This is a genomic window from Streptomyces sp. NRRL B-3229 (genome assembly GCF_000719505.1).
GTDB classification, from domain to species: Bacteria; Actinomycetota; Actinomycetes; order Streptomycetales; family Streptomycetaceae; genus Streptomyces; species Streptomyces griseorubiginosus.
This window is the reverse complement of record NZ_JOGP01000014.1, coordinates 31,015-57,752: the sequence shown is the minus strand read 5'-3', so window position 1 is coordinate 57,752 and position 26,738 is coordinate 31,015. Positions and strand designations below refer to the sequence as shown.

General features: G+C 72.1%; 19 protein-coding genes. 9 read left to right on the top strand and 10 right to left on the bottom strand.

The annotated features are described in order from the left end of the window. The first annotated feature begins 82 nt into the window (after positions 1-82). Positions 83-1,003, top strand: a complete 921-nt coding sequence (locus IF54_RS0123300; protein ID WP_030321778.1) for a helix-turn-helix domain-containing protein — start codon at positions 83-85, stop codon at positions 1,001-1,003. 388 nt (positions 1,004-1,391) lie between these two features. On the opposite strand, the gene IF54_RS0123295 is transcribed toward IF54_RS0123300, so the two are convergent. Then, a complete protein-coding gene (locus tag IF54_RS0123295) occupies positions 1,392-1,991 on the bottom strand; it encodes a YdcF family protein (protein ID WP_030321776.1) in 600 nt (199 codons plus the stop codon). 325 nt (positions 1,992-2,316) lie between these two features. On the opposite strand from IF54_RS0123295, the gene IF54_RS0123290 reads away from it, so the two are divergent. Continuing rightward, positions 2,317-5,496 (top strand): amidohydrolase family protein, encoded by a 3,180-nt coding sequence (locus tag IF54_RS0123290; protein WP_030321775.1) that lies wholly within the window; start codon positions 2,317-2,319, stop codon positions 5,494-5,496. Positions 5,497-5,651: 155 nt separating this feature from the next. Beyond that, positions 5,652-7,127 carry a glutamate-cysteine ligase family protein gene (locus IF54_RS0123285; protein ID WP_030321773.1) on the top strand — a complete coding sequence of 492 codons (1,476 nt, stop codon included), beginning with the start codon at positions 5,652-5,654 and terminating at the stop codon, positions 7,125-7,127. On the opposite strand, the gene IF54_RS0123280 is transcribed toward IF54_RS0123285, so the two are convergent. Together IF54_RS0123280 and IF54_RS0123275 are read right to left on the bottom strand one after the other, a co-directional pair. Then, positions 7,128-8,225, bottom strand: coding sequence for a Gfo/Idh/MocA family protein (locus IF54_RS0123280; RefSeq protein ID WP_030321771.1), 1,098 nt, complete (start codon positions 8,223-8,225; stop codon positions 7,128-7,130). It abuts the gene before it with no gap. Continuing rightward, positions 8,195-8,905: a ThuA domain-containing protein gene (locus tag IF54_RS0123275; protein ID WP_030321770.1), complete on the bottom strand. Its 711-nt coding sequence runs from the start codon at positions 8,903-8,905 to the stop codon at positions 8,195-8,197. Before IF54_RS0123275 ends, IF54_RS0123280 begins: the two co-directional genes overlap by 31 nt. A gap of 208 nt (positions 8,906-9,113) precedes the next feature. On the opposite strand from IF54_RS0123275, the gene IF54_RS0123270 reads away from it, so the two are divergent. Beyond that, positions 9,114-10,256 carry a S1 family peptidase gene (locus IF54_RS0123270; RefSeq protein ID WP_030321768.1) on the top strand — a complete coding sequence of 381 codons (1,143 nt, stop codon included), beginning with the start codon at positions 9,114-9,116 and terminating at the stop codon, positions 10,254-10,256. 53 nt (positions 10,257-10,309) lie between these two features. Here IF54_RS0123270 and IF54_RS0123265 read toward each other — a convergent pair whose 3' ends face one another. Further along, entirely contained in the window at positions 10,310-12,508 is a 2,199-nt protein-coding gene (locus IF54_RS0123265) for a protein kinase domain-containing protein (protein WP_234439040.1), read from the bottom strand. A 279-nt stretch (positions 12,509-12,787) separates the two neighbouring features. On the opposite strand from IF54_RS0123265, the gene IF54_RS0123260 reads away from it, so the two are divergent. The 3 genes from IF54_RS0123260 to IF54_RS0123250 all read left to right on the top strand — a co-directional run bounded on the left by IF54_RS0123260 (position 12,788) and on the right by IF54_RS0123250 (position 17,784). Beyond that, entirely contained in the window at positions 12,788-15,172 is a 2,385-nt protein-coding gene (locus IF54_RS0123260; RefSeq protein WP_037820451.1) for a tetratricopeptide repeat protein, read from the top strand. A gap of 123 nt (positions 15,173-15,295) precedes the next feature. After that, positions 15,296-16,513: a hypothetical protein gene (locus IF54_RS0123255; RefSeq protein WP_234439039.1), complete on the top strand. Its 1,218-nt coding sequence runs from the start codon at positions 15,296-15,298 to the stop codon at positions 16,511-16,513. Continuing rightward, complete coding sequence (locus IF54_RS0123250) at positions 16,510-17,784, top strand: alpha-glucoside ABC transporter substrate-binding protein (RefSeq protein ID WP_030321760.1); 1,275 nt, start codon at positions 16,510-16,512, stop codon at positions 17,782-17,784. The genes IF54_RS0123255 and IF54_RS0123250 overlap by 4 nt, the downstream gene beginning before the upstream one ends. A 28-nt stretch (positions 17,785-17,812) precedes the next feature. Here the strand turns inward: IF54_RS0123250 and IF54_RS0123245 are convergent, their stop codons facing one another. Continuing rightward, positions 17,813-18,559 carry a phosphotransferase family protein gene (locus IF54_RS0123245; protein ID WP_030321759.1) on the bottom strand — a complete coding sequence of 249 codons (747 nt, stop codon included), beginning with the start codon at positions 18,557-18,559 and terminating at the stop codon, positions 17,813-17,815. Positions 18,560-18,641: 82 nt separating this feature from the next. Here IF54_RS0123245 and IF54_RS0123240 point away from each other — a divergent pair, with 82 nt between their 5' ends. Beyond that, the gene (locus IF54_RS0123240) at positions 18,642-19,286 is read left to right on the top strand and encodes a DUF6629 family protein (RefSeq protein WP_037820449.1); all 645 of its coding nucleotides are present in this window, start codon (positions 18,642-18,644) and stop codon (positions 19,284-19,286) included. A gap of 19 nt (positions 19,287-19,305) precedes the next feature. Here IF54_RS0123240 and IF54_RS0123235 read toward each other — a convergent pair whose 3' ends face one another. The 5 genes from IF54_RS0123235 to IF54_RS0123215 all read right to left on the bottom strand — a co-directional run bounded on the left by IF54_RS0123235 (position 19,306) and on the right by IF54_RS0123215 (position 25,622). Beyond that, positions 19,306-20,337 (bottom strand): LacI family DNA-binding transcriptional regulator, encoded by a 1,032-nt coding sequence (locus tag IF54_RS0123235; RefSeq protein ID WP_030321756.1) that lies wholly within the window; start codon positions 20,335-20,337, stop codon positions 19,306-19,308. An 89-nt stretch (positions 20,338-20,426) separates the two neighbouring features. After that, positions 20,427-21,494: a glycerophosphodiester phosphodiesterase family protein gene (locus IF54_RS0123230; RefSeq protein ID WP_030321754.1), complete on the bottom strand. Its 1,068-nt coding sequence runs from the start codon at positions 21,492-21,494 to the stop codon at positions 20,427-20,429. Positions 21,495-21,632: 138 nt separating this feature from the next. Next, the gene (locus IF54_RS0123225) at positions 21,633-21,956 is read right to left on the bottom strand and encodes a hypothetical protein (RefSeq protein ID WP_030321752.1); all 324 of its coding nucleotides are present in this window, start codon (positions 21,954-21,956) and stop codon (positions 21,633-21,635) included. A 197-nt stretch (positions 21,957-22,153) separates the two neighbouring features. Continuing rightward, positions 22,154-24,325: an MMPL family transporter gene (locus tag IF54_RS0123220; protein WP_030321750.1), complete on the bottom strand. Its 2,172-nt coding sequence runs from the start codon at positions 24,323-24,325 to the stop codon at positions 22,154-22,156. Between the two features lie 292 nt (positions 24,326-24,617). Then, complete coding sequence (locus tag IF54_RS0123215; protein ID WP_030321747.1) at positions 24,618-25,622, bottom strand: aldo/keto reductase; 1,005 nt, start codon at positions 25,620-25,622, stop codon at positions 24,618-24,620. Positions 25,623-25,709: 87 nt separating this feature from the next. Between IF54_RS0123215 and IF54_RS0123210 the strand changes: the two genes are divergently transcribed. Continuing rightward, the gene (locus tag IF54_RS0123210) at positions 25,710-26,624 is read left to right on the top strand and encodes an AraC family transcriptional regulator (RefSeq protein ID WP_030321745.1); all 915 of its coding nucleotides are present in this window, start codon (positions 25,710-25,712) and stop codon (positions 26,622-26,624) included. The last annotated feature ends 114 nt before the right edge of the window (positions 26,625-26,738 follow it).

Here is a 26,738-nt window from a genome sequence, read left to right as displayed (position 1 = left end):
CTGCCGGACGGCGGCGAGGGCCCGGTCCGTTCGGCGGGCCGGTGGCGCGGAGCGGTCCCTCGGGGGTGAGGGGAGCCTCTTGGTGGTTCTCGGTGCACGCGACACCACGGCCGGGACGGGAGCAGTCGAGATCGCGCGGCTCGGTGGCCTGTGGCGGGTCACGCGGCCCTGGCATCCCGGACTGCGGCCGCACTTGCGCAGTTACGTCGGCTACTGGGAGGCCGTGCCCACGCCGTACGAGGCGAGGCTGGTGCCGACCGGGTGCGCGACCCTGCTGATCAGTCTCGCGGAACCGTTCACGCAGCTGCGCAGGCTCGGCATGCGGGACGGGGGCAGCGGGTCCATCGGATCGCTGGTGGTGGGGCTGGAGGACCGGCCCGCGATCTGTACCCACCCCGGCGGTCAGGAGGCGATCCGGGTCGAGTTCACCCCGCTCGGCGCGTACCGGCTGTTCGGCATGCCGATGAGCGAGTTGACGAACCTGGCCGTCGAGATCCGGGACGTCCTGGGTCCCGGGGCAGGGGAGTTGGTGGAACGGATGGCGGCCACCCGGGACTGGGCCGCCAGGTTCGACCTGCTGGACGCGGTGCTCCTCGACCGGCTCGGTCTCGGCCCCGAACCCACTCCGGAGGTCGACCAGGCCTGGCAGTTGCTCTCCGGCAGTGCGGGAGCGATCCCGATCGCCCGGATCGCCGCCGAAGTGGGCTGGAGCCAGGGGTACTTGATCCGGCGGTTCACCCAGCAGATCGGGCTCACGCCGAAGGCGTCCGCCCGGGTGCTGCGGTTCCGCCGTGCCGTGACCCTGCTCGGCCGCGGGACGGCGAGCCTGGCCGAGATCTCCACTGCCTGTGGCTTCTACGATCAGGCCCATCTCAACCGTGAGTTCCGGGCCATCGCCGGAACCACGCCCGGGCGGATGGTGGCGGCACGGCGGATCGAAGGGGCGGTGGCGCTGACCAGGAGTGCAAATTCTTCCAAGACCGCGTCGGCAGCGGCCCGATAGCGTCCCGGCTCGTACGACCGATGGCCGGTCGGACGGCACGGGGGACCGTCCGACCGGCCGGACCTAGGGCCTGTCTGACAATTCCCGTCTGCCTCGCGACGCCATGCACGCACTCTCGCCGCACCGGGCGCAGACCCAAGTACGTCCAGTACGAGGGCCTGCGCCCGGCACGCCGAGAGCACGCACCTGACGCCGCGAGGCCGCCCTTCGGGCGACGACGGGAACTGTCAGACAGGCCCTAGCGGTGCGGGGTGGCGTGCGCCGCAGCCCCGAGCTACGGCCGCTGTCCTTGCCGGAATCCACGCGACGAACGGAGTTGACTCTGAGCGGCCCTCGCACACCCCCTCCGCCGAGGCGGACTCCCAACGGCCCCCGCCGACACCCCCGCCTATGACGAGACAGTCCGCTCGTCGGCCTCCAGGACCCGCAGGGTCCACAGCCCGTACAGAGCCAGCAGCGGTTTGACGAGCATCCACTCGCCCACCCGGTAGTCCTCCGCACGCACCAGCTTCGCCGCCAGATCGGGGCGCTGCCGACGCAGGTACGCGCGGGCCTTGAGCGCGTGAGCCGGCTGCGACACGATCTTGATGCGGTCCACGTCCTCGATCAGCGGGATGACGTTCGTGATGTTCTCCCACGTCGTCGTGGACCGGTCCTCGAGGAGTACCGTGCCGTCGAACGCGAGCACCGATCGCGCGTAATCGGCCATCAATTGGGCCTCCGTGCCCCCGGCGCCGTTCTCGCCACCGCTGAAGACCACGCGGGTTTCCCGTGCACCGTCAGCGGTGACGGAGCGGAGGCCGACACGGACTCGCCAGCGGTTGATCAAGTTCGCCCTCGGCCCGGGATTGCGGTACCCCAACACCACCACGGCCGTCGAAGTGCCCGCTCGGTCACCCACGAGAACCCGGGACCAGCGCCAGTTCAGCCACTCACCCCACGCGAGGACGGCAACTGCGGCCGTCGCCAGTCCGGTTGATCGTCGCATCCGGTGACTCTAGGACACATCGACCTCACGCACCCCTCGTCTGCCGGAGACGTGTGGGGGGTCCGTCCGCTTCGTCAGCGACCGCAGTCACCTGACCGGGCAGACCGCACTCCGGCACCTGGACCCGCGCCCGAGCCACCCCTCTCGTCGGGGAAGTTCCGCGGATCGTCGCGGTCATGGTGCGTGACGTGCGGTGAGTTGAGGGGTTGGTGTCCGGGGGGCGCAAAACCGCTCCTGGACCCGGTGCCCGAGCGCAGGACCCGTCCTCACGGGGAAAGTCCCTCAGGTCCGGCACCGGCACCTCACCCGCGCACTGGAGACTCCCTTGGACGCCCACGGCACTCCCGGTCCTTCCCTCCCCGGCCCGCTCTCCCGCCGCACCTTCCTCCAGGCGGCCGGTGTCACGGCCACCGCCACGGCCGTATCGGGCGCCGGCACCCCCGCCTCGGCCGCCGCCCCCGCCCGGCCGGTCAGCCTCACCCTGACCGCCACCACCGGCGGTTCCGCGACCCTCTCCCCGGCCGGTGACCGGCTCGTCGCCGAGGTCCAGAACATCCTCTGGTCGCTGCCGCGGACCGGCGGCACCGCCGTCGCGCTCACCGCGCCCGGACTGGAACCCACCCGCCCGCAGTTCTCGCCCGACGGCAGCCGTCTCGTCGTCTGCGCCTACCACGGCGGCGGCTTCCACCTCTGGACACTGCGGCCCGACGGCAGCGACCTGCGGCAGCTCACCCACGGCCCCTGGGACGACCGAGGGCCCGCCTGGTCCCCGGACGGCACCCGGATCGCGTTCGCCTCCGAGCGCGGCGGCGACACCGTGACCGGCAGTCCCTACCGCGTCTGGGTCGTGGACGTGCGCACCGGCGCGCTGACCCGGCTCACCGGCCGACAGGGCCAGGGTTCGGCGGGCGCCTGGGAGGACTTCGACCCCACCTGGTCCGCCGACGGCGAGCGCGTGCTGTTCGTGCGCGCAGCCGCCACCGCGGCGGGCGGCCTGCGCGCCGACACCATCGCCTCGGTCGCCGCCGACGGCTCGGGACCGGTCACCGTGGAGCACACCGACGGCTCCGGCACCCAGCTCATGACCCCGGCCGTCTCACCGGGCGGCCGGCTGGCGTACCTGCGCACCACGCCCGCCCCCACTGCCTCCTGCACCCTCGTCGTGGACGGCACACCCGTCACCGTCGAAGGAGACGTACTGCCCGCCCCGCCCCGCTGGTCCGACGGCGAACGACTCCTGCTCGCTGTCGACGGGCAGTTCCGTCTGCTCGACCCCGACGCGCCCGCGGCGGGGGAGCGGATCCCGTTCACGGCGGCGATGCCCGTGCGACGACCCCGCTACCGCGTCAAGCCGTACGACTTCGAGGGCGCCGCCACCCGTCCGGTGCGCTCGCTCCACCTGCCCGCGCTCTCGCCGGACGGCCGTAGCGTGGCCTTCGCCGCCCTCAACGCCCTGTGGACCGCGGGGACTTCGGGCGGGCGGCCACCGCGGAAGGTCCTCCAGGTCCCGCCCACCCGCTATGTGCTGGGGCCGACGTGGACCCCCGACGGCACGGGCCTGGTGTACGCCGACGACCGCGACGGGCTGTTCGCGGTCCGGCGCCGTGCCCTCGACTCCGGCGAGGAGACCGTGCTCGCCTCCGGCGGCCGGGTCTTCCCGGCCCTCTCGCCCGACGGAACGCGGCTCGCCTGTCTCGACATGTCCGGCAACCTCCTCGTGCGCGACCTGCCCGACGGAAGCGAGAGAACCCTCGTCGCGCCCCTCGGCGCCGGCGGGCTGCCCGGCCGCCCCAGCTGGTCCCCCGACGGCCGCCACCTCGCCCTGTGCGACCGCAACCGGCTCAACCAGCGCTTCCGCGAGGGCTACAACCTCATCCGGATCGTCGACACCACCACCGGCACCGCCGACCTGCACGCCCTCGCCCCGCACACCTCCCTCTCGGACCGCTACGACTCCGGTCCGGTCTGGTCACCGGACGGCCGCCACCTCGCCGTGGTCGCCGAGTCCGCCCTGTGGCTGCTGCCGGTCCGCGCGGACGGCACCCCCGACGGGCAGCCGTACCGACTGACCGACGAGCCCGCCGATCACCCCAGTTGGTCCGCCGACGCCCGCAGCCTGCTCTACCTCTCCGCGGGCGCCCTGCGCCTGATCGACGTACGCGGTGGCAAGGCCCGTACCGTCAAGGTGCCGTTGGACTACCGCCGTCCGCGCCCCGTCGACACCGTCGTGCACGCGGGCCGGTTCTGGGACGGCACCGGGTCGGAGGTCCGCGAGGACGTCGACGTGCTGATCCGGGACGGCCGGGTCGCCGAGGTCGCACCGCACCGCGGCGGACGCCCCGCCGTGCGACGGGTCGACGCGAGCGGGCGGACCGTGCTCCCGGGGCTGTGGGACGCGCACACCCACCCCTGGCAGAGCACCTACGGCGGCCGCCAGACCGCGCTCCAACTCGCCTACGGTGTCACGACCGCCGTCTCGCTGGGCGGCTTCGCCTACGAGCAGGCCCGGATCCGGGAGGCGGTCGCCGCCGGCGTGCTCGCCGGGCCGCGGCTGCTGACCACTGGTGAACTGCTGGACGGGGCCCGCGTCGCCTACAGCATGGGCCGTGCCCACCGCACCCCCGAGGGGCTGCGCCGGTCGCTGCGGCGGGCGGCCGCGCTGGACTGGGACTTCGTGAAGACGTATGTCCGCGCACCGGGTTGGGTGATGAAGGAGGCCGCGGAGTTCGCCCATGAGCGGCTCGGTGTCCGCAGCGGCAGCCATCTCTGCACGCCCGGGGTGCAGTTGGGCCAGGATCTGACGACCCATCTACAGGCGACACAGCGACTGGAGTTCGGGCACGCGACCAGCGCCACCGGCCGGGCCCACCAGGATGTCCAGGAGATCTACACCCGGGCCGGCTTCCACCTGATCGCCACCCCGTTCACGGCGTTCCCCCTGCTGGGCGCCGACCCCGCACTGGCCGAGGACCGCCGCGTCACCACGTTGATGCCGCCGTGGGACGCCGCGTTGGTCCGGCAGCAGGCGGGACAGCCTCCCACGCCCGCCCAACTGGCCACCCTCGACCGCGAGCTGTCCGTCTATCGGCGCATCCTCGCGGACGGCGGTCTCGTGGCGCTCGGCACCGACCAGCCGCTCGTGCCGGTCGGGCTGCACCTGCACCTCGCGCTGCGGGCGCTGCACCGCGGCGGGCTCTCACCGGCCGAGGCGCTGCGCACCGCCACCCTGCTGCCCGCCCGTGTCTTCGGAGCGGACGCCGACCTCGGCACCCTGGAGGAGGGCAAGCTCGCCGACCTGACCCTCGTGGACGGTGACCCCTTCGACGACTTCGACACCCTGATCCGCACGGTGGCGGTCCTGCGCGGCGGCGTGCTCTTCGACCAGACGGACCTCGTGGACGCCTTCGGCTCCGCCCGGCGCAACACTGCCGCTGCAACGGACTGGCTCGAGGTGTCCCGCCACCTGCGACGGGAGGGCTGCTGTGATCCGGGGGCCACGTTCTGACGGTCCCGGGTCCGACTGACGGTCCCGGGTCCGACACGTACTGTGACCGATCCGTCGCATACCGCCTCCATGGCCCGCGCTGACTGTGCGAGGAGCTTGCGAGGTGGGACTCTGGGACCGGAGAGGCAACCGCCGGGGGGACTCGGGAGGGCCCTATGGGACGTGATGTGCCGGCTCTGGTGTTCACGCGGGAGGACCGCCGACGGTACCGGGACAAGATGCACACCTGCCTGGACGTCCTCGCCCAGATGCTGAGCGAGTCAGGTTTCGAGAGCGAGCGGCCGCAGGTCGGGCTGGAGATCGAGCTCAACCTGGTGGGCGAGGACGGCCGCCCCGCCATGCGGAACACCGAGGTGCTCGGGGCGATCGCCGACCCCGCCTGGTCGACCGAGCTGGGCCGCTTCAACCTGGAGATCAACATCCCGCCCCGCCGGCTCCTGTCCGGCGGCCCCGGCTCCTGGGAGCAGGAGATCAGGGACGCGCTCAACCACGCCGAGGAACGCGCCTCGGCGATCGGTGCACACCTGATCATGGTGGGCATCCTGCCGACGCTGGGGGAGTCGGACGTGGACGAGACCGCGCTGTCCGGCGACCCGCGCTACCGGCTGCTCAACGAGCAGATCTTCGCGGCCCGCGGCGAGGACCTGCGGATCAGGGTGGACGGCGTGGAGCGCCTCGCCATGTACGCCGACGCCATCACCCCCGAGGCCGCCTGCACCAGCACCCAGTTCCATCTCCAGGTCGCCCCCAAGGAGTTCGCGGACTACTGGAACGCCGCCCAGGCAGTCGCCGGGGTCCAGACCGCCCTCGCGGCCAACTCACCCTTCCTGTTCGGCAAGGAGCTGTGGCGCGAGACCCGCATCCCCCTGTTCGAGCAGGCCACCGACACCCGCCCCCAGGAGATCAAGGCACAGGGCGTACGGCCCCGGGTGTGGTTCGGGGAGCGCTGGATCACCAGCGTCTTCGACCTGTTCGAGGAGAACGTGCGCTATTTCCCGGCCCTCCTGCCGATCTGCGACGAGGAGGACCCGCAGCAGGCCCTCGACGGCGGCGGAGTCCCGGAGCTCGGCGAACTCACCCTGCACAACGGCACGATCTACCGCTGGAACCGCCCGATCTACGCCGTCACCGACAGCGGCCCCCACCTGCGCATCGAGAACCGGGTCCTGCCCGCCGGGCCCACGGTCGCCGACACCATCGCCAACGGTGCCTTCTACTACGGCCTGACCCGCGCCCTCGTCGACGAGGACCGGCCGGTGTGGACGCGGATGTCCTTCTCGGTCGCCGAGGAGAACCTGCACACCGCGGCCCGTGACGGCATCGACGCCCGCCTGTACTGGCCCGGGGTGGGCGAAGTGCCGGTCACGGAACTGGTGTTGCGGCGCCTGCTGCCCCTCGCCCACCAGGGGCTGGAACTGGCCGGCATGGACGCCGAGTGGCGCGAGCCCCTGCTCGGCGTCATCGAGCAGCGCTGTGTCACCGGCCGCAACGGCGCCCTGTGGCAGGCGGAGACCGTCCACCGACTGGAGAAGGCGGGCTGCGACCGGCAGGAGGCGCTCCGTCGGATGACGGTGACGTACATGGACTACATGCACCTCAACGCGCCCGCGCACACCTGGCCGGTGGACTGATCACCGCCACTGCTCCTCCGGTGTCAGCGGCACCGGGGCGGGCCGCTCCACCGACGTCGACAGCTCGATCCGGTGCCCCTCGACCGAGGAGCGCAGCAGTGCCGTCATCGTCTCCAGGACGTGCAGGGCGAGTTCACCGCTCGCCCGCGCCGGGCGCCCGTCGTCGGCGGCGACGAAGTCGAGCAGCCCGACACCCCGGGCGCCACCGACGTACCCGGCCGAGGGCGGGAGCGTGCGCCGGTCGGACCCGCCGAGCTCCAGGAGCCGTACCTCGCCGTCGAAGTGGTTCGGGTCCGGAAGGGTGAGGGTGCCGGTCTCGCCGTGCACCTCGATCGGCGCGGCCGTGGTCCCCACGCCGTCGAAGCTCGTCGTGAGCGTCGTCAGGGCCCCGCCCTCGTGTTCCAGGACACCGGAGACATGGCTGTCCACCTCGACCGGGATCCGCTCGCCCGCGCGCGGACCCGAGCCGATGACCCGCTCGGAGCGCAGCCGGCTCGACGCCCCGATCACGGCCCGCACCGGGCCCAGCAGATGCACCAGCGAGGTCAGGTAGTACGGCCCCATGTCCAGCAGCGGGCCACCCCCGGGGGCGTAGTAGAAGTCGGGCTGGGGGTGCCAGCGTTCATGACCCGGGGTGATCATGACGGCCGAGGCGAAGAGGGGGCGGCCGATCGCACCGGCCTCCACCGCCGCCCGTGCCGTCTGGACTCCGGTGCCCAGGACGGTGTCCGGCGCGCATCCCACCCGCACGGCCGCCTTCGCCGCCGCCTCCAGGACGGCCTGGGCGTCGGAGAGTTCGGCGGCCAGCGGCTTCTCGCCGTAGACGTTCTTGCCGCGGGCGACAGCACCCAGGGCGATCTCGGCATGGGCCGCGGGCACGGTGAGGTTCAACACCGTGTCCACATCCGGGCTGCTGAGCAGTTCCTCCACGGACAGCGCCCGCACGCCGGGCAGTTCGGCGGCCACGGCGGCCGATCGGGAGGCGTCCAGGTCGGCGACCGCGGTGACCCGCACCGCGGCGCGGCCGACGAGCGTGTCCAGGTAGGCGCGGGAGATGACGCCGAGACCTACGACGCCGATGCGGTGCGCGTCGCCCACAGCATGCCCCTTTCGATGACGGTACGGACGTTCGGGTTCTCCAGCACGTCGAGGCTGTGTCCCGGGGTCGTCACCACGACACGTCCCGCGCCCCACTGCCGGGTCCAGACCGCGGGGGAGGTGACCGGCCGGTGCCACGGCTGCCACGGCCGGGCGGGATGGGTGGTGGTGGCGAGGACGTCGATCAGGTCGTCGTGCAGCACCCAGTACTGCTCGGTGCGCAGTTCGAAGTCCTCGATCCCCGCGGTGACCGGATGCTCACGGCCGAGGTCGGTGACGGTGATCGTGTGCGGGAGGAAGTTGTCGGACTCGTCGCCCGTGCGCTCGCACGGTTCCTTGCCGGGGTGGGTCGCGAACTGCCCGCCCACCAGGTGGAGATAGTCGGAGGAGGCCCGGAAGGAGTCGGCGATGCCCCCGTGCCAGCCGGTGAAGCCGGTCCCCGCCACCACCGCCGCGCTCAGCCCCGAGAGCTGCTCGGGCTTGATCTCCGACATCGTCACGCACTGCACGACGAGATCGGTCCCGGCCATCGCGTCGGCGTCGGCGTACACGTCGGTCGACTCCTCGACCCGGACGTCGTAGGCGTGGTCGCGGAGGAAGGGCAGGAAGAGCTCCGTGGCCGCAACCGGCTGGTGCCCCTCCCAACCACCTCGTACCACCAGGGCTTTCTTCCGCGTCATCGCGTTCCTTCACGTGCGGGGAAAAGGGTCACCCCACTATCGCCCGCCGTCTCCGCCCGACAAAGGGGTGCCGGGTGCACGAAAATTTCGCGGCCGGAAATTGGTATGGACCTGACAGGCGGACGCGGTTAGGCTCTGCCCCGCCACACCACTGAGAGCGCTCTCAGAGAACTCTGCCATCCCGTTGGTACAACGAAGGGCAATCTCCATGAGACGCACCCGCATCCTCCGCGCGGGCCTCGCCGTGCTGCTTCTGCTCGGCGCCGGCGCCACCGCCGCGACCGCCCCCGCCACCGCCGAGGAGAAGGCACCCGCCTCGGCCGGGCTGCTCACCGCGATGCAGCGGGACTTCGGCCTCACGCGCCAGGGGGCCGAGGCTCGACTCGCCGCCGAGAAGAAGGCCACCGCCCTGGAACCCGTGGCGCGCAGGGCCGCCGGCGCGTCGTACGGCGGCTCCTGGTTCGACGCCGACCGGGGCACCCTCACCGTCGCCGTCACCCCCGGCACCTCCACCGGCACGCTCCAGAAGATCCGCGCCACCGGTGCCACCGTGCGCACGGTCGCGCACAGCGCCCGCGCACTCGCCGCCACCCAGGCCAGGATCGACGAACTCCCCGCGCCCGACGCCGTCAGCAGCTGGCACGTCGACGCGAAGGCCGGCAAGGTCGTGGTGAACGTCGTCCGGGGCCGACAGGGTGACAACGATGTCCGGGACTTCCTCGCCCGCGCCCGTGCGGCAGGACCCGTCACCGTCCGCGAAGTGGCCTCCGCGCCCAGCACCTTCGCCGCCGGAACCGTCGGCGGCGACCCCTACTACACCGGCAACGTCCGCTGCTCCATCGGCTTCTCCGTCTACGGCGGCTTCGTCACCGCCGGGCACTGCGACCAGCACACCGGCAGCGTCTACGGCTGGGACCGCAGCTACATCGGCACCTTCCAGGGCTCGTCCTTCCCGGACAACGACTACGCCTGGGTCAACGTGGGCAGCGGCTGGTGGACCGTCCCGGTGGTGCTCGGCTGGGGCACCGTCTCCGACCAGCTCGTGCGCGGCTCCAACGTGGCACCCGTCGGGTCCTCGATCTGCCGCTCGGGCTCGACGACCCACTGGCACTGCGGCACGGTGCTCGCGATGAACGAGACCGTCAACTACAGCCAGGGCGCGGTGCACCAGATGACCAAGACCAACGTCTGTGCGGAGGGCGGTGACTCCGGTGGCTCGTTCATCAGCGGCGACCAGGCCCAGGGTGTCACCTCCGGCGGCTGGGGCAACTGCTCCAGCGGCGGCGAGACCTGGTTCCAGCCCGTCAACGAGATCCTGGGCCGCTACGGCCTGACCCTGCACACCTACTGAACCGGCCGGCTTGGTGGGGGTCCGGCCCATGTGCCGGGCCCGCACCGCCCGTTTCAGGCGACGTCGGGCACCGAGAAGACACCCGGCCCGGTGACCCCGTACAGCACGTCGCCCACCAGCAGCGGTGGTACCGAGCTCGGGGAGAGCTCCTCGAAGGAGCGGCCCGTCGTGTCGAAGGACGGGGACGTACGGCCGATCTCCTTGCCCGTCCTCGGGTCCAGCGCCAGGACACTGGTGTCCGGCATCGTCACGTACAACCGGCCGTCGTGGTAGGACGGTTCGCTGAAGACGCGCAGGTCGCGGGAGCTGGACCACAGGGGCTTGCCGCGCTTGACGTCGAGGGCGAGCAGCGTCTCGTTGCCGTAGTCGAAGATGTACAGCGTGTCGCCCTGCACGAGCGGTGGTGCCTCCGGCTGGACGCTCCAGGGGAAGTCGATCCGGCGGCTCTTGCCGGTGCCGAGGTCCTGCACGAAGAACTCGGCGGAGACGCCCGAGTCGCCCTCCCAGCGGGCGTAGTAGGCCGTGCCGTCGTGGATCGTGGCCAGCCAGAGGCCGCCCTTCGGGGCCGCCACACTGCTCAGCGTCCGGCCGGTCCGCGCGTCGATGCGGGCGATGCCGCCGGAGCCGCCGCGCAGGTCCGCGTAGAGCGTGCCTTCGGGGCCCTCGTGGAAGGGGTTCGGCGAGCTGGTGCTCAGCTCGCGCCGCCACAACTCCTTGCCCGTGCGCGGCTCGTACGCCGCGTAGCGCGCGGTGGTGCCGCCGGAAGCCGGGGCGGCGTCGAGGGTGTCGAGGCGGACGAGCAGTGCCTTCCCCAGGTAGTCGAAGTCGCCGAGTGGTCCCTTGAGCTGCCACAGGAGTTCGCCGGTTCTCGCGTCGTAGGCGTCGACCCCCTGCGAGCGGTCCGCGCTGTAGACGAACACCACGCCGTCCCGGACGACGGGCTGCCGCAGCGAGAAGCTGCTGACCTGCTTGCGGCTCATGGGCTTGGTCCAGTCGGTGTTCCCCGTCGCCGGGTCCAGCCGCATCAGCGCGACCTGCTCGGAAGCGCAGAAGACACCGAGCGCGTCCGGAGTGCATGAGGGACCGAGGCCCCTCGGCTGGTCCTTCCCGTCCGACCCCAGCGCGTTGTGCCAGGGCCGCCAGCCCGCCGGGACCCTCCCGGCCGACGGCGACCCCGGGGCGGCCGGAACGGCTTCCCCGACCGTGCTCGCCGGGTCGTCGGCCATCACGGCGACCGCGGCCGCCCCGGTCCCGCCGAGAAGCACCACGGCGGCCACGGCGGCCCACAGCCCGCGCCGACGCCGCCCCTTTGGTCCGCGGCCTGCCGGCTGGAGCGCCTCGGTGCCCCCGAGCGGCGACGCCACCGCCTCCGTCGGCGCCGTCTCCGGAGCCGGAGAACGTTCCTCGTCCGGCGTGCCGTCGGACAGCTCCTCCGGCAGCGCCGCCAACGCCTCCAGCACCTCACTCGCCGTGGGCCGGTCCCCGGGCTCCTTCGCGAGGCACCGGGCGACCAACGGGCGCAGCTCCGACGGCAGTTCACCCAGCCTGGGCTCGCCGTGCACGGTGTTGTACGCGGCCAGGTAGGCGTTCTCCGCCTCGAAGGGGCTGTGCCCGGTGGCCGCGTACACGAGGACCGCGCCCAGCGAGAACACGTCCACGGCGGGGCCGACCTCGTGCGGTCTGCTGAACTGCTCCGGAGCCATGAAGGGCGGTGACCCCATCACCATGCCGGTCTGCGTGCGCACATCGCTGTCGGCCGCGCGGGAGATGCCGAAGTCGATGACCCGCACCGCCCCGTCGTCGCCCTCGCTCTCCAGCAGCAGCACGTTGCTCGGCTTGAGGTCCCGGTGCACGACCTCCGCGCGGTGGATCTCCCGCAGGGCCTCGGCGAGTTCGGTGCCCAGACGGCGCAGCGCGGGCCGGTCCAGCGGCCCCGTCTCGCCGACGCGTTCGGCGAGGGTACGGCCCGGGACGAACGCGGTGGCCATCCACGGCCGTGCCGCCTCCGGGTCGGCGTCCACGACGGGCGCCGTGAACGCGCCGCTGACCCGCCGGGCGGCGGCGATCTCCTGCCGGAACCTGGCCCGGAACTCGGGGTTGTCGGCGTAGCGGGTGTGCACCACCTTGACGGCGACGGCCCGTCCCGATGCCGATCTGCCGAGGTAGACGACACCCATGCCGCCGGTCCCGATCCGCGATTCGATCCGGTAGCCGCCGACGGACTCCGGATCGTGCTCGCGCAGGGTCACCATGTCTCCTTCACCGCTGCCGGCCTGGACGGCTGCGGTCCGGACCCCTTCTGACAGGAACTCCTCACTCTAGAGGGACACCGATCCGCGCGGGACGCCCCTCTCGGCCTTGCCGTGTCCCGAACCGGCAGCCCCACGGTTCGCGGGAGGAACGCAAGGGGTCAATCCCGGCACGTGGCCCTATTCTGAGGAGGCATGAAGGGGGCTCGGGGCGGGAGTGCATTCGGTGAGGTTCCGGAATCCGGGGGGTCGTTCGGTCCGCTCGTCGTCACCGGGCAGCCGATGTACCTGAGGACCGCCCAGGTCGAACTGCCCGCGGAGAACCCCGATCCGACCGTGCTGCCCTCGATCACCCTGCTGGGCCGCGGCTGGGCCCCGTCCGCCGAGGCCCAGGAACTGCCCCTGCCGCCGGGACGGTTGCTCGCCGGTCAGTACCGCCTCATCCGGCCCCTCGGCTACGGCGGCATGGGCGAGGTGTACCTCGCACTCGACACCAAGGTCGACGACCGCGAGGTCGCCATCAAGATGCTGCGCCCCGAGCGGGCGGGCGCCGCGGCCGGCGCGCTGGCCCGGGAGCGGCGCGCCCTGGTCGACCTCGGCCACGACGACATCATCCGCGTCTTCAACTACGGCCACCATCCCGAACTCGGCGACTTCCTGGTCCTCCAGTACGTGGACGGGCTCACGCTGGAGGAGGTGCGGGCGCGGGCCAGGCTCAACCCGGGGGAGTTCGGCGACCGCCGCTTCCACGAGTTCGTGCTCGCGTACGGGGTGCGGATCCTGTCCGCCCTCGCGTATCTGCACGCCGACCGGCCCGGCAAGGTCTACGGCGACCTCAAGCCCGACAACGTCATGCACGACGGCACCACCACGAAGATCATCGACGTGGGGAGCGTACGTCCGGTCGGGACGCCGGGGATGACGACGGACGGCTTCAGAGCACCTACGGTCGGGCCGAACGGCGAATCCAGGGGACAGGACGACCTGTTCAGCCTGGGGGAGACACTGCGGCGACTGTGCGGGCTGGGCCGATCGCCGGAGGATCTGGCGCGGTTGGGCGACCTCCGGACGCTGGGGGAGTTCCGGGGGGTGGGGGAGCGGGGTGGCGAGTTGGGGGAGGGGCTGGGTGTCGGGGAGGTGGGGGCACCCGGCAGGGAAGGTGCACCCGGCACAGGAGGCGCACCCGGCAGGGAAGGTGCACCCTGCACAGGAGGCGCACCCGCTCCCCGCACGCCCGCGCCAGTCGCCGAGGGCGCCTGGTCCGTAGCCGACTCCACCGCCCCCGTCCCCCATGGGCTCGGTCTGGTCTCCCTCGCGCGGGTGCTGCGTCGCGCGACCCTGCGTGTTCCGGCCGGGCGGTTCGCCGACGCGCGGGAGATGGACGAGCAATTACGCGGAGTCTTCCGCGAGTTGAGATCCCTGCGGACCGGTACCGAGACCTTCGAGCCCTCCCCGCTCTTCCTCCAGTCGCCCTACGCCCTCGACGGCGCCCTCGGCTCCGCCCCGCCGCTCGCCCACTGGGCCGCACCCGATGCCCCGACCCCGTTCGCCCCGCCGCCGCCCGCCGAGGTCGCCCAGCGCCTGCCCGTCCCGCGCCCCGACCCGCACGACGAGCACCACGCCGAGCTGAGCCGGCTGGCCGACGCCGCTCCGGAGGCCCTGCTCCAGCACATCGGCGACTGGCCGGACTCCACCGAGGTGCATCTCCTGCGCTGCCGACTGCGGTTGCGCAACCCGGCGGACGGACCGGACGCCGCGGAACGGGAGTTGCGCGCGGCCGAGACCCGGATCGGTCCCAGGCGTGCCCCCTACGACTGGCGACTGGGCTGGCACCGGGGTCTCCTCGCTCTGGCCCGGGGCCAAGTCACCGCGGCTTGGGGCCACTTCGACCGGGTGTACGCGGCGATCCCTGGTGAGTACGCGCCCAAGCTCGCCCTCGGCCACTGCGCGGAACGCCTCGGCCACGGGCACGCGGCCCTGACCTTCTACGAGGCCGTACGGCTGCGCAACCCGTCCCTCGGCAGCGCAGCCTTCGGCGCCGCGCGTGCCCGCCTCGCCCGGGACGGCGAAAGGGCGCGCGAGGAGGCCGTACGCGAACTGGACGCCGTACCGCAGCACTCGCGGCACCGGACCGCCGCGCGGACCGCGGCCGTGCGGATCGGCATCGAGTACGTGCGCCGGGCCGAGCGCGACGACGACGTGCCGAGGCGGCTGCGTGAGGTGCTGGACCGTCTCGCCCTGCTCTTCCACGCGCACGGTCTCACCGACGAGGAGGCCAGGGTCCGGATGACCGTCGAGGTCTGGGAGGCCGTACAGGGAGCCCTCGCCCGCGGTGCCCTCGACGCGGCGGGGCTCGCGGCCCTGTCCGCCGGTGCCGACCCCCGGCTCGGACTCCCGCCCGACGAGCACGCCCTGCGCGAGGACCTCTCCCGCCGTTACGTCACCCTCGCCCACCAGGCCGCCCGCTCCACCGCCGCCGAGGACGCCGCCGTGGCCGAGATCCTCCTGGACCGTGCCTACGAGATACGTCCGCTCGCTTTCCGGCATCGCCGGGACAGCCCGTGGCTCGGCAGGAGAGTCGCCGACTGGCTCCGGACGGCCGCCCACGCGTCCTCGCGGGGAACGCCCGCCCCCTCCCGCGGACCGGAACCGCCGGAACCGCCGTGACGGGCGAACTCGCTCGCCGGACGGCCCGTTCCACCGTCGCCGAAAACGCCGCCGTGGCCGAGTCCTTCTGGACCGTGCACACGAGATTCGTCCGTTCGCCTTCCGACTTCGCAGGGACACCCCATGGCTCGGCAGGAGATGCGCCCGCCGGCTCCCGGCGGCCGCCCACGTGGCCTCGCGCACACCGCACTTCGCCTCCCGCGGGCCGTAGCCGCCGTGACCGCCGAACTCGGCCGTCGGGTTCGCCGCTACGCCTGGCCGTCTAGCGCCGACCGTCGCAACCGCGGTTATCTGCGGGACCGGCTCGTCGCGCTGCCGTTGCTCGCCGTGGTGGCCTTCGGGGCGCTCGGCTGGGCCTACGCGGGCGCCCGCGACGACTCCGCCTACCTGCGCGATCGCGCCGCGCCCGCCCTGGTCGACCTCGCCGACGCCCGGGCCTCGCTGCTCATCGCGCAGGGCGAGGCCGAGCGCAACCTCGACGAGGGACGGGCGGCCGAGCTCAGCGGGCTCAGCGACCGCTACCGGACCCGGATCGCGCGTGCCACGCAGAGCCTGAACCAGGTCACCCGCAGCGGGGCCCTCACTGTTGCCGAAGAGCAGGAACTGCGGGTCGTGTCCGCGCTGGTGGTCGACTACACCAGCCGGATCGGCCGGGCCCAGGGGCATGCCGGCGATCCGGTCCTGCGCGAAGCCGAACTCTCCTACGCGCGCAGCATGCTCTGCTCCCGGGCCACCGACGCCACCCGCACGAACCCCTACCCCGCATGCCCGGCCGCGACCGGCTCCGCCGCGACCTCGATCGTGGACCGGGTGACCGGCCTGGAGGGGCGACTGCGCGCACGCCTCGCCGACCGGGCCGCCTGGGGGGCGGGCGGCGTCGCCGCGGTGGTCGTCGCCGCGCTCGCCCTCGTCCTCCTGGCCGCAGGGCTGTGGCGCACGGTGTCCTTCCTGCGCCGCCGCTTCCGGATCCGGCTGAGCATCCCCCTCGCGGCCGCCGCCCTGCCCCTGCTCGCCGTGCCCTTCCTGACCGTCGACGCCCTGCTCGCCCTGCACGCCCAGCACGAGACCGTCGCCCTCGCGGACGCCCTGGCCGAACGGACCTCGCCGACGGTCGAGATGATCGCCGAGGAACGCCCCTTCGCCGGACCGGACCCACGGGCCGTCGAGACGCTCCGGGGCCGGATCGACGAGAACCTCGCGGACGGACGACTGGCCGCCCTCGACGGAACCGCCCCGTTCGTGTTCCCCACGGGCCTGGTCGCCGCGGCCGTCATCGCCGGCGCCCTGCACACCTACCGCCGTGAGTACCTCGTCGTCACCCGACCGGGAGCCCTCGCATGAGCCGCCTGCTGCGCGCCCTTCTCACGGTCTGCCTGCTCGCCCTGGTCCCCGGCTGTGGCTCGGACACCCGCGACCCGCTCGTCGTCCTCGGCCCCTGGACCGGCGAGGAGGGCAAGGCCTTCGAAGCCGCCCTGGACGAACTGGACGACGGGACGGGACGGACGTACACCTACGAAGGCACCCGCTCGCTCCGCGAGACGCTCGTCTCACAGCTGGAGGCCGACGATCCGCCGGACGTGGCGGTCCTCAACAGCATCGGCGAACTCACCGAGTACGCCCGCCGCGACAAACTGAGGCCGCTCGTCGACGAGAGCGCCGAGCGGGCCTTCGCACCCTGGTCGCCGACCCTGATCGTGGACAACAGACAGCGCACCTTCTGGGTGCCGCTGAAGGTCGACCTCAAGAGCCTGGTGTGGAGCAAGCGGGGCGCGCCGGGCGACCGGCCCAGGTGGTGTGTCGGCCTCGCCTCGCAGGCCACCTCCGGCTGGCCGGGCACCGACTGGATCGAGGACCTCGTGCTCCACCGGGCCGGACCCGCGCTCTACACCCAGTGGGCCACGGGCCGCCTCGACTGGCGCGACCCGGCCGTCAAGGGGGCCTGGACCAGCTGGGCACGGCTGCTCGGCAAGCGCACCCCGGGGGCGGTCGAACAGTCCCTGACCACGTCGTTCGAGGGCACGTCCACGGCTGACGGGCAGCCGCGCGGACTGCTCGACTCGCCCGGCTTCGGCTGCACGCACGAGCACCAGAGCGCCTTCATCCGGTACGTCTACGCCGGCGACGACGTCGAGGTGGAGCCGTCGGCCCGCTATCTGGGCGGTCCGTCCGCCTACCGGGACACCTTCGAGGTCGCCGGTGACATGGCGGCCGTCTTCAGCGACGACCCGGACGCCCAGGAACTCGTGGCGCGGCTGTCGAGCCGGGCCGGGCGCGAACTCTGGCGCGCCGAGGCGGAACCCGAGGTGCGGCCGCTCTTCCCGGACACCGCCGGGCTGGCGCTGCCGAAGTCCGCGACCCCGGTCGAGCGCGAGATCCACTCCCTGCTCACCTCCCGCGCTCACACCCTGTGCTTCGACGCCTCCGATGTGATGGCACCCGAACTCCGCGACGCCTTCCACCGGGCCGTCCTGGAGTTCTTCCGCGACCCGACGGAGCGTCAGCTCGACTCGCTTCTCGACCAGTTGGAGACGATCCGCATCCAGACGAACACCGACTCGGGCACGGACAGCAGCTTCCGCCCACCCCAGGCGATCTGCGAGCCGCAGGGGTGAGCGGTCCGGCGGCCATGAGAACTCGGTCTCACATCCGGGATCTCAGCACATCGACCTCACACCCCGGCGCGAACGGGTCGAAGCCGTGTTCGCCGAGCCAGCGGACGATCAGCAGACTGCGCAACGACCACCACGCGTGGATCACGTCGAGGTCGACGTCCCTGCCGTAGCCGGCGAGGACGTCGTCCAGGTGCTCCTCGTGGCCGAGCGTGAAGGTGGCGAGGTCGTGGAGGGCGTCGCCACGGCCCGCCTCGGACCAGTCGATGATGCCCGTGACCTCGTCGTCCGCGACGAAGACGTGCGCGATCTGAAGGTCGCCGTGGGTGAACGCCGGAGTCCACGTCCGGAGCGCGGCCTCGGCGACCCGGCGGTTGCGGGCGACCAGGTCGGCGGGCAGGACACCGTCGGCCACGAGCACCTCGCACTCCTCGTCGAGTTCCGCCGCCAGTGCCCCGACGTCCCGGCCGGCCTGTCCCGGCCGTGGCGGCAGCGGCGCGTCGTGCAGTCGGCGGATGGCGGCGCCCGCCGCGGCCCAGGCCGCCGGTGACCCGGTCGACGGCCCGCCCAGGCGACCGAGCGTCGCCCCCGGGAGTGCGGCGAGCGCGAGCACGGGCGGCTTGCACCACAGGACTTCGGGGGTCGGGACCGGCGCGAGGGACATCGCCTCGACCTCGGCTTCGAGGCGCGCCCGATCGGCGTCCACCTTCAGGAACACGTCCCCGACGCGCAGAGTCGCCCGCTCGGCATGGGCGACGACGACCTCGACCTCATCCATGGACGCCCAGTATCCCGGCGACGTGCACCGATGTCGCCGGAATTCCCGCGTACGTGCGGCGCCCGCGGCTGACATGGTGGTCATGTGCTGGAGTGCGACAGCTGATCTCGTGGCGGGTACCGCCATCACCTGCGTCGGGGTGGCGTGTGTGGCCAGGACCCGGCGGGCCGGGGACCTCCCGCTGGCCGCGCTGCCCCTGCTGCTCGGCGCTCACCAACTGGTCGAGGCCCGGGTCTGGCACATGGGCGGCGGAACCGGCGCGGCCACCATGGCGTGGGCCGTCATCGCCCTGCCGCTCCTCGCGCTGTGGGTGCCGGCTGGTCTGTGGTGCGCCTCGGCACGCCGGGGGAGGCGCCGCGTGACACCCTTCGTCCTGCTGGGGACGGTGACGGCGGCGTTCCTCGCGTACGGGCTCGCCACCCGCCCGGTCCGGGCCGAGATCCGCGGCCACACCATGGCCCACGTCATCGGACTGCCCCACGCCCAACTCCTCGTCGCGGGCTACCTGGTCGCCACGGTCGGCGCCCTGCTGCTCTCCGGCGAGCGTCGGCTCACCGTGCTCGGGATCCTCGTCGGCGCGGGTGCCGTGGTGTGCTGGCTGCTGTGGCGGCTGGAGTTCGTGTCGACCTGGTGCGCGCTCGCGGCTCTCTGCTCGGTGGTGCTGTACGGCTGGGTGTGCCGAGGTCCCGCCCCGAGGTCCCTGCCGGCGTGGGACACCCGGTACTGATCGGCGCACGACGAGGGGTTCAGGCCGACGGTCGCCCCGTGCTCTCCCGAATGACCAGCTCCGGTACGGACACGGGGTGCGGAGCGATCGGCGCGGACTCCTCCAGGACGCCGTGCAGCAGGGCGAACGCGGCTCGGCCCAGACCGGTGAAGTCCAGGCGTACGGTCGTCAGGGACGGCGTCAGATAGGCGGAGTGCGGGGCGTCGTCGAACCCGGCCACGCTGACCTCGCCCGGCACTGAGCGGCCGGCCTCGTGCAGGGCGCGCAGCACCCCGAGGGCCAGGTCGTCGTTGCCGCACAGGATCGCCGTGACCGAGGGGTCCTGGGCGAGTTTCCGCCCCGCCGCGTGGCCGCCTGCCGGTCCCCAACTGCCCTGCACGGGGCGGGGTTGTGCGGCGCCGGCCTCCTTGAGGGCCTGTCGCCAGCCGCTGGTGCGGGCTCCGGTGCGGCGAGTGCTGGAGGGGATGGCGACGTAGTGCACGGTCTCGTGCCCGAGGGACAGCAGATGCCGGGTCGCCTCGTAGGCGGCCTCGCGGTCGTCGGTCCACACCCACGGTCGGTTGTCCGTGGGCGGGCGCGCCGGGGTCTCGACGATGCCGACGACTGGGACGCCGGCCGGGACCGCCGCCAGGGCCTGGACGCCCTCCGGGTCGTAGGCGATCACCACGAGTCCGCCGCCCGCGTCGGCGGCGCGCTGCACCTCGGCGGTGACGGCGGCCGGGTCGGCCGACTCGAGGACCGCCACGCCCACCGAGTAGGCTGCCGACCGGGCCGACTCCTCGACGCCCTGGAGGATCGAGGCGTAGCCGTAGTGGGTGGTGTTGGCGGTGAGCACGGTCACGGCCCTGCTGCGGCCCCTGGCCAGGGCGAGCGCGGTGGCGTTGCGGCGGAAGCCCAGCTCGTCGATGGCGGCGAGCACGCGTTCGCGCGTGGACTGCTTGACGCTCGGGTGGCCGTTGATCACCCGGGAGACCGTCTGGTAGGAGACCCCGGCGGCCGCGGCGACATCACGGATGCTCGCCGGACTGCGGTTGTGACCGGTCACATTCATCCCTGGAGTGTGTCTGGTCGTACCCGGGGACGTCAAGGGGACATGACGACGGATCACGCGGCAGGACGAGACGGTGCCGGGTCTCTCCGTCAGCGGGACCGGTACGGCCGGGGCAGGCGCATGCCGCGGTCGGCCATGATCTGCCGTACCCGGTTCGGGTAGTCCGTGATGATGCCGTCGACGCCCATGTCCATGAGCGCCTCCACGGTGGCCGGGTCGTCGCAGGTCCAGGGGATGACCTTGAGGCCCCGGGCATGGGCCGCGCGGACCATCGTGCGGTCCGCGTAGAAGCGGAAGCCGGGGTCGCCGACCTTGCCGGTCTGCGGGAAGCCGTAGTTGGGGGACAGGGCCTTGACGCCGGGGACGGTGGCGGCGGCCCTGACGAAGTCGCCGCCGTAGTCGTCGGCGTCGATCCCGCCGAGCCAGGGGGACGCCCCCGGTTTGCCGACCTGGAGGAAGTCGTAATTGGTGAGCGCGACGAGAGGCCAGGTCGGCGCCAGCTCGTGCATCGCCTTCAGCGCGCCCCAGTCGAAGGACTGGACGGTGACCTGGTTCTCGATGCCCGAGCGGTGGATCTCCTCGTACACGCGTCGCACGAACAGCCCACGCGGCGCGGTCTGTTCGGGAGCGCCCGCCTCGACCTTCGTCTCGATGTTCAGCGTGACCTGCCTGGCGCGGTAGCGCTTGACCAGGTTCAGGACGTCCTTCAGCTCGACCATCCGGAATCCCTGGACGACCTCCTGCTCGGGAAATCCGGGCAGTTGCTGATAACCGCAGTCCAACTTCCTGATCTGAGCGAACGTCAGATCCTTGATGTACTTGCCGACATACGGGTACATCGGGTCGTCGGGCGTCACGGGCTCTGTGTCACGGCACTTGACCGCGCTGATCTGCCGGTCGTGGTTGACGACGACCCTGCGGTCCTTGGTGACATGGGTGTCCAGCTCCAGTGTGGACACCCCGAGCCGCAGCGCCTTGCCGAACCCCTCCAGGGACTCCTCGGTCGTCATGCCGAGGCCGCCGCGGTGGGCCTGGAGGTCGAAGTGCGCCATCCGATCGGGCAGTTGGCGGCCTTCGTACGCCGCGGCGGGCACCGCGACCGAGACCGTGAGCAACGCCGCCGAGGTCAGGCCGGCGAGGACGTGCCTTGCGGACATCGACACCTCACTCGTGGGGGAGCGGGACACCCGCAGACGCTAGTGGGGACACGCGCCGGTTCAAGCCCTGGGAGGTGATGCCGTGATGAATGTCCGGGGAACGCGGCTCCGTTCGGTACCTCCGGTTCGGCTGTCTGCTCAGAACCCCGGTGCGGGGACGAGGCGCGGCCACCACGCAGGCACGCCGTCCGGGCACGCAGGGGTGGCGTCACCCAGCCAGAGCGAGAGGGTGCACCAGACCACACCGAGCAGCGTCGCCGCGAGGGCGAGGGCGTGCAGAAGGGGGTGGTTCCCGAGAAGAGCGCCCACCGCGACCCACGCCAGTACCAGGACCGCCCAGAGGCCCGGAATGAAGAGCCACGTCAGGAACGTGCTGTTGGCCGAGTCGTTCACTCCCACGTCACAGGCGTTCCACGCCCGGCCCAGAAGCATGGCGGTGGCCACCGCGAGAGCCAGTCCCACGACTGTTCCGAGGCATCCGTGCAGCCGTCGAGTTTTCACTGGTCCCCCTGGCGTTCGCTGCGCGCATCTTAAATGATCAGCGATCCGCCGCCCGCCCTTGACCAGGAGATCGACCGCTGGTCGGTGAGGAGGGGCCGTCCTGACGAACGGCGGCCACCGGGCCGTAGGGCCGGTGGCCGCCGTACGTCGGGGTGGGGTCAGTTGCGGCGTCCCGCCGGATCGGGCGCGAGTGTGTCCCGCTCGCCGCCGGAGACCGGTGCCAGGGGTGTCGCCGACTCCTTCGCCCGGTCCGCGTGGCCCGGCCACCAGGCGGCGTGGCCGATCAGGGCCGTGAGGCTCGGGGTGAAGAACATCGCCATGACGAACGCGGCGACCGCGATGCCGAAGGACACCGCGAAGCCCATCTCGGTGAGCAGGGCGTTCCCGGCCAGCATCATCGTGGCGAAGGTCGCCGCCAGGATGAACCCGGCCGCGGCCACCGTGGGACCGGCGTGCCGCAGGGCCATGCCCGCCGCCTCGCGGGGCTCCCGGCCCTCGCGGGCCTCCTCCCGCAGCCGGGCGATCATCAGGATGTTGTAGTCCGTGCCGATGGCGACCACGAAGAGATACATGATCACCGGGAGCATGAACATCAGGCCCGAATGACCGACCGCGCCCTGGAAGATCCAGACCGTCGCACCGAGCGTGGCACCGAAGCCCAGGCCGACCGAGGCGATCAGGTACCAGGGCGCGACCACGCTGCGCAGCAGCAGCCCGAGGATGAGCATGATCAGCAGGGCTGCGACGGGGAAGACCGTCTTGTAGTCGTGGGTGACGGCGGTGTCGATGTCCTTGTAGATCGAGGACATGCCGCCCACCACGGCCTCGGTCCCGGGCGGGGCGTCGGCGTGCGCGACCTCACGGACCCGGCCCACCGTCTCGATCGCCTTGTCCGTGGACGCCTCGTACTTGAGCGTCACGTTGAAGTCGATCGTGCTGCCGTCCTTGTTCAGCTGGGCCAGGCGGGCGTTCGCCACCCCGTCCACGGCCGCGAGCTTCTTCACGTACGCGTCGAAGACCGTCGTGTCGATCGCCTTGCCGTCGGTGCTGGAGAGGTACACGTCGGTGGGTGCGGCGGCACCGGCCGAGTAGGCCTTCTGCATCTCGTCCTGGACGACCATCGACTCCTTGGTCTTGGGCATGGAGCCCGACGCCAGGTCGAAGGTGGCGTTGAAGCCGAGGGTCCCGAGCGACAGCACGACCAGGACCAGCCCGGAGAGCGCGGTGGTGAGCGCCGGACGCTTCTGCACGCCCCGGCCGAGGGCGGCGAACCGGGCGTTCTCCGGCTCCCGCTGCCAGGACTTGGACGGCCAGAAGACCTTCGGGCCGATCAGCGAGACGACGGCCGGGATCAGCGTCAGGCCCGCGATCAGGGTGACGGTGACCGCGATGGCGAGAGCAGGGCCCATCTGCTTGAGGAAGCCCAGCGTGGACAGGACCAGCGCGAGGAAGGCGATGATGACCGCGCCGGCGGCGGAGGCGATGGCCTCACCGACCCGGTCGACGGCGTTGACCATGGCCTGCTTCGGTTCGTCGCCCAGGCGCAGCCGTTCGCGGTACCGGAACATCAGGAACAGGAAGTAGTCGGTGCCCACTCCGAACAGCACCACGATCAGGATCGAGGAGATCGAGCTGTTGGCCTGGAGGCCGAACAGCTTGGTGGCGTACGCGATCAGCCCGTTGGCGATGGCGGACACCAACCCGATGGTGATCAGGGGCAGGAAGGCCAGGATCGGGGCCCGGAAGATGATCAGCAGGGTCACCAGGATGATGACGAAGGTGCCGATGCCGATCAGCGCCTCGCCGCGCTTGGACGAGTCCTGCTGGTCGAGCGCCTGCGCGGCTGAGCCGCCGAGCTTGACCTCGAGGTTCGTGCCCTTGACGAGTTGTTTGACGTCGTCGCGCAACACCTTTGCCGCGTCGGCCTGCACGGGCTGGCCGGCGTTCTTGCTGTCCATCTGGACCAGGGTCATGGTGTACCTGCCGTCGGAGGACGGCTGGCCGGGGACGACCTTCTGCACCTGGTCGATCTTCTTCTCGCCGAGCTCGGAGGTGATCCGCTCGACGTCCTTCTTGTCGGCGGCGGTCAGTTTGCCGCCGTCAGTGCGCTGGTAGAGCGCGATCGCGGACGGGGTGAAGGCGGCGGGGAACGCCTTCGCCTGGATGTCCGCGGCCTTGATGGATTCATAGCTCTTGGGGAGAAAGCTGCTCTCGTCACTGTTCGAGGGCAGGCCGGGGGCGGTGGCCACGATCGCCACGGCGGCGATGAGCCAGGCCACGATCGTCCACACGGGATGTCGGACGACTACGTTGCCAATACGTCGGAACATGCGGGGGCGTCCTCCTGGACAGGAAGATCACCGCAGCCCGGGGAGCGGTCCCTGGCATCGGCGACCCCGGCCGCCCCTCAGGGGGTTCCCCTGTCGGGCGACCGGATGGTTGTCTTGGGCTCTTTTCTGGGCCCTCATCGTAGGGATCACGAACGAAGATCGCTCGCGAGTTATGGCCGCCGGGGTCGTCGTCGTGGTCGCCGAGGCCGTGCCTTCAGGGGATGGCGGGGCAACTCGCCGAGCAGGAGAGCAGGTTGCCCGCCCTCCTTCTGCACTCGGCACAGGCCTGTCGTTACCAGATCGGCATCATGCTCTGCGGGTAGCGGGAGCCGGCCGAGCCGTGCGGGAGGATCTCCTGGACCCGGGCGAGGTCCTCGGGCGTGAGCTCGACGGACGCGGAGGCGACGTTCTCCTCCAGGCGCCGGACGCTGCGGGTGCCCGGGATCGGCACGATGTCGTCACCCTGGGCCAGCAGCCAGGCGAGGGCCGGCTGGGTGACCGCGATGCCCTTGGACTCCGCCAGGGCGGTCAGCTCACGCACGGCGGCGAGGTTCTTCTCGTAGTTGCCGGGCTGCCACCGCTCGTCCCAGCTGCGCATGTCGTCCGACGGGTACTCGGCGGCCGGCCGCACCGCCCCCGTGAGGAAGCCGCGGCCCAGCGGCGAGTACGGCACGAAGCCGATGCCCAGCTCGCGCACGACGGGCAGCACCTCCGCCTCCACGGCCCGCTCGAACACCGAGTACTCGGTCTGGAGCACCGACACCGGGTGCACGGCGTGGGCGCGCCGGAGGATGTCGGGGCCCGCCTCGCTCAGACCGAAATAGCGGACCTTGCCTTCCGCGATCAGCTCACCGACGGTGCCGGCCACCTCCTCGATGGGCACGGCCGGATCGACCCGGTGCTGGTAGAGCACGTCGATGTGGTCGGTGGCGAGGTGGCGCAGGCTGTTCTCGGTGACCTCGCGGATGTGCTCGGGGCGGCTGTCGAGAGCACCGAGCTTCGTCGGGTCGCTCAGATCGAAGCCGAACTTGGTGGCGAGGACGACGTCGTCGCGGACGTCCTTGAGGGCCCGCCCGAGGAGTTGCTCGTTGCTTCCGGTGCCCATGCCGTACAGCTCGGCGGTGTCGAAGAGGGTGACGCCGAGTTCGTGGGCGCGGCGGAGGGTAGCGATGCTGCCCTGCTCGTCCGAGGTGCCGTAGGCCATGGTCATGCCCATGGTGCCGAGGCCGACGGCGCCGACCTCCAGACCCTGGGTGCCGAGGCTGCGGAGCGGGAGGTTCCTGTGCTGCTGAGTCATGCCTCCACGCTAGGAGCGCGCTGCCCGGACGTCATGGGACACTGATCGCATAGGATTGCCTGATCCTCTCAGGCGAAGGGTCCTCTCATGCTGGACGGACTGGCACGGGCCGTCGAACGGCACTGCGTGGGGCCGTGGTCGCAGACCGCCGTGCCCCGACTGTCGCTGGTCGCGGTCGACAAGATCATGGAGCCGATCGAGGTGACGTACGAGCCCATGGTCTGCTTCATCGCCGATGGCGCCAAGCGCACCGTGGCGGGTGAGCGCAGCTGGATCACTCCGCCCGGCTCGATGGCGCTGTTCACCCTCGATCTGCCGGTCACCGCCGCCTTCGAGGAGGTGCCCTACCGGGCCGCCGTCATGCGGCTCGACAACCAGGCGCTCTCCGCCCTCCAGCTGGAGCTGGCGACGGCCGGACCGCCTTCGCCGCAGCCCGCCGCCGCGGCGGTCACCGCGCCGATGGCGCCGGAGCTCGTCGACGCGGTCGCCCGCTGGGTCCGCCTCCTCGACGCCCCGGAGGACATCGGTCCCCTGGCGCCCCCCATCGAGACCGAGATCCTGTACCGCCTGCTGCGCAGCCCGCTCGGGCCCGTACTGCGCCACTGGTCGCTCGCCGACTCCGCCGCCGCCCGGATCCGTACGACGGCCCGCTGGATCCGCGACCACTGCACCGAGCGGCTCGGCATCGACGAGATCGCCGAGGTGGCCCGGATGAGCCCGGCCACCCTGCACCGGCACTTCAAGGCGGCCACCGGCATGAGCCCCCTGCGGTTCCAGAAGCACCTGCGGCTCCAGGAAGCGCGGCGGCGGCTGCTCACCGGGGAGGGCACGGCGGCTCAGGTCGCCCAGGATGTCGGGTACGTCAGTGCCACCCAGTTCAACCGCGAGTACCGGCGCGCGTACGGGCTGCCGCCCGGCCAGGACGCGGCGCGGCTCCGCACCAGGCTGTCCGAGGCCGGCGAAGTGCCGCTGCTGCGCGACGCGACGGGCGCGAAGCCCTGACTTGGAGGCGCACCGGCACCGGCTGCGGCTGCCCGGTGTTCGCCGGTGGCGGCTCCGGGCCCCGCGGTCCCGCGGTCCGAGGGTGCCGGGTTCGGGGACTGATCCCGCTCTCAC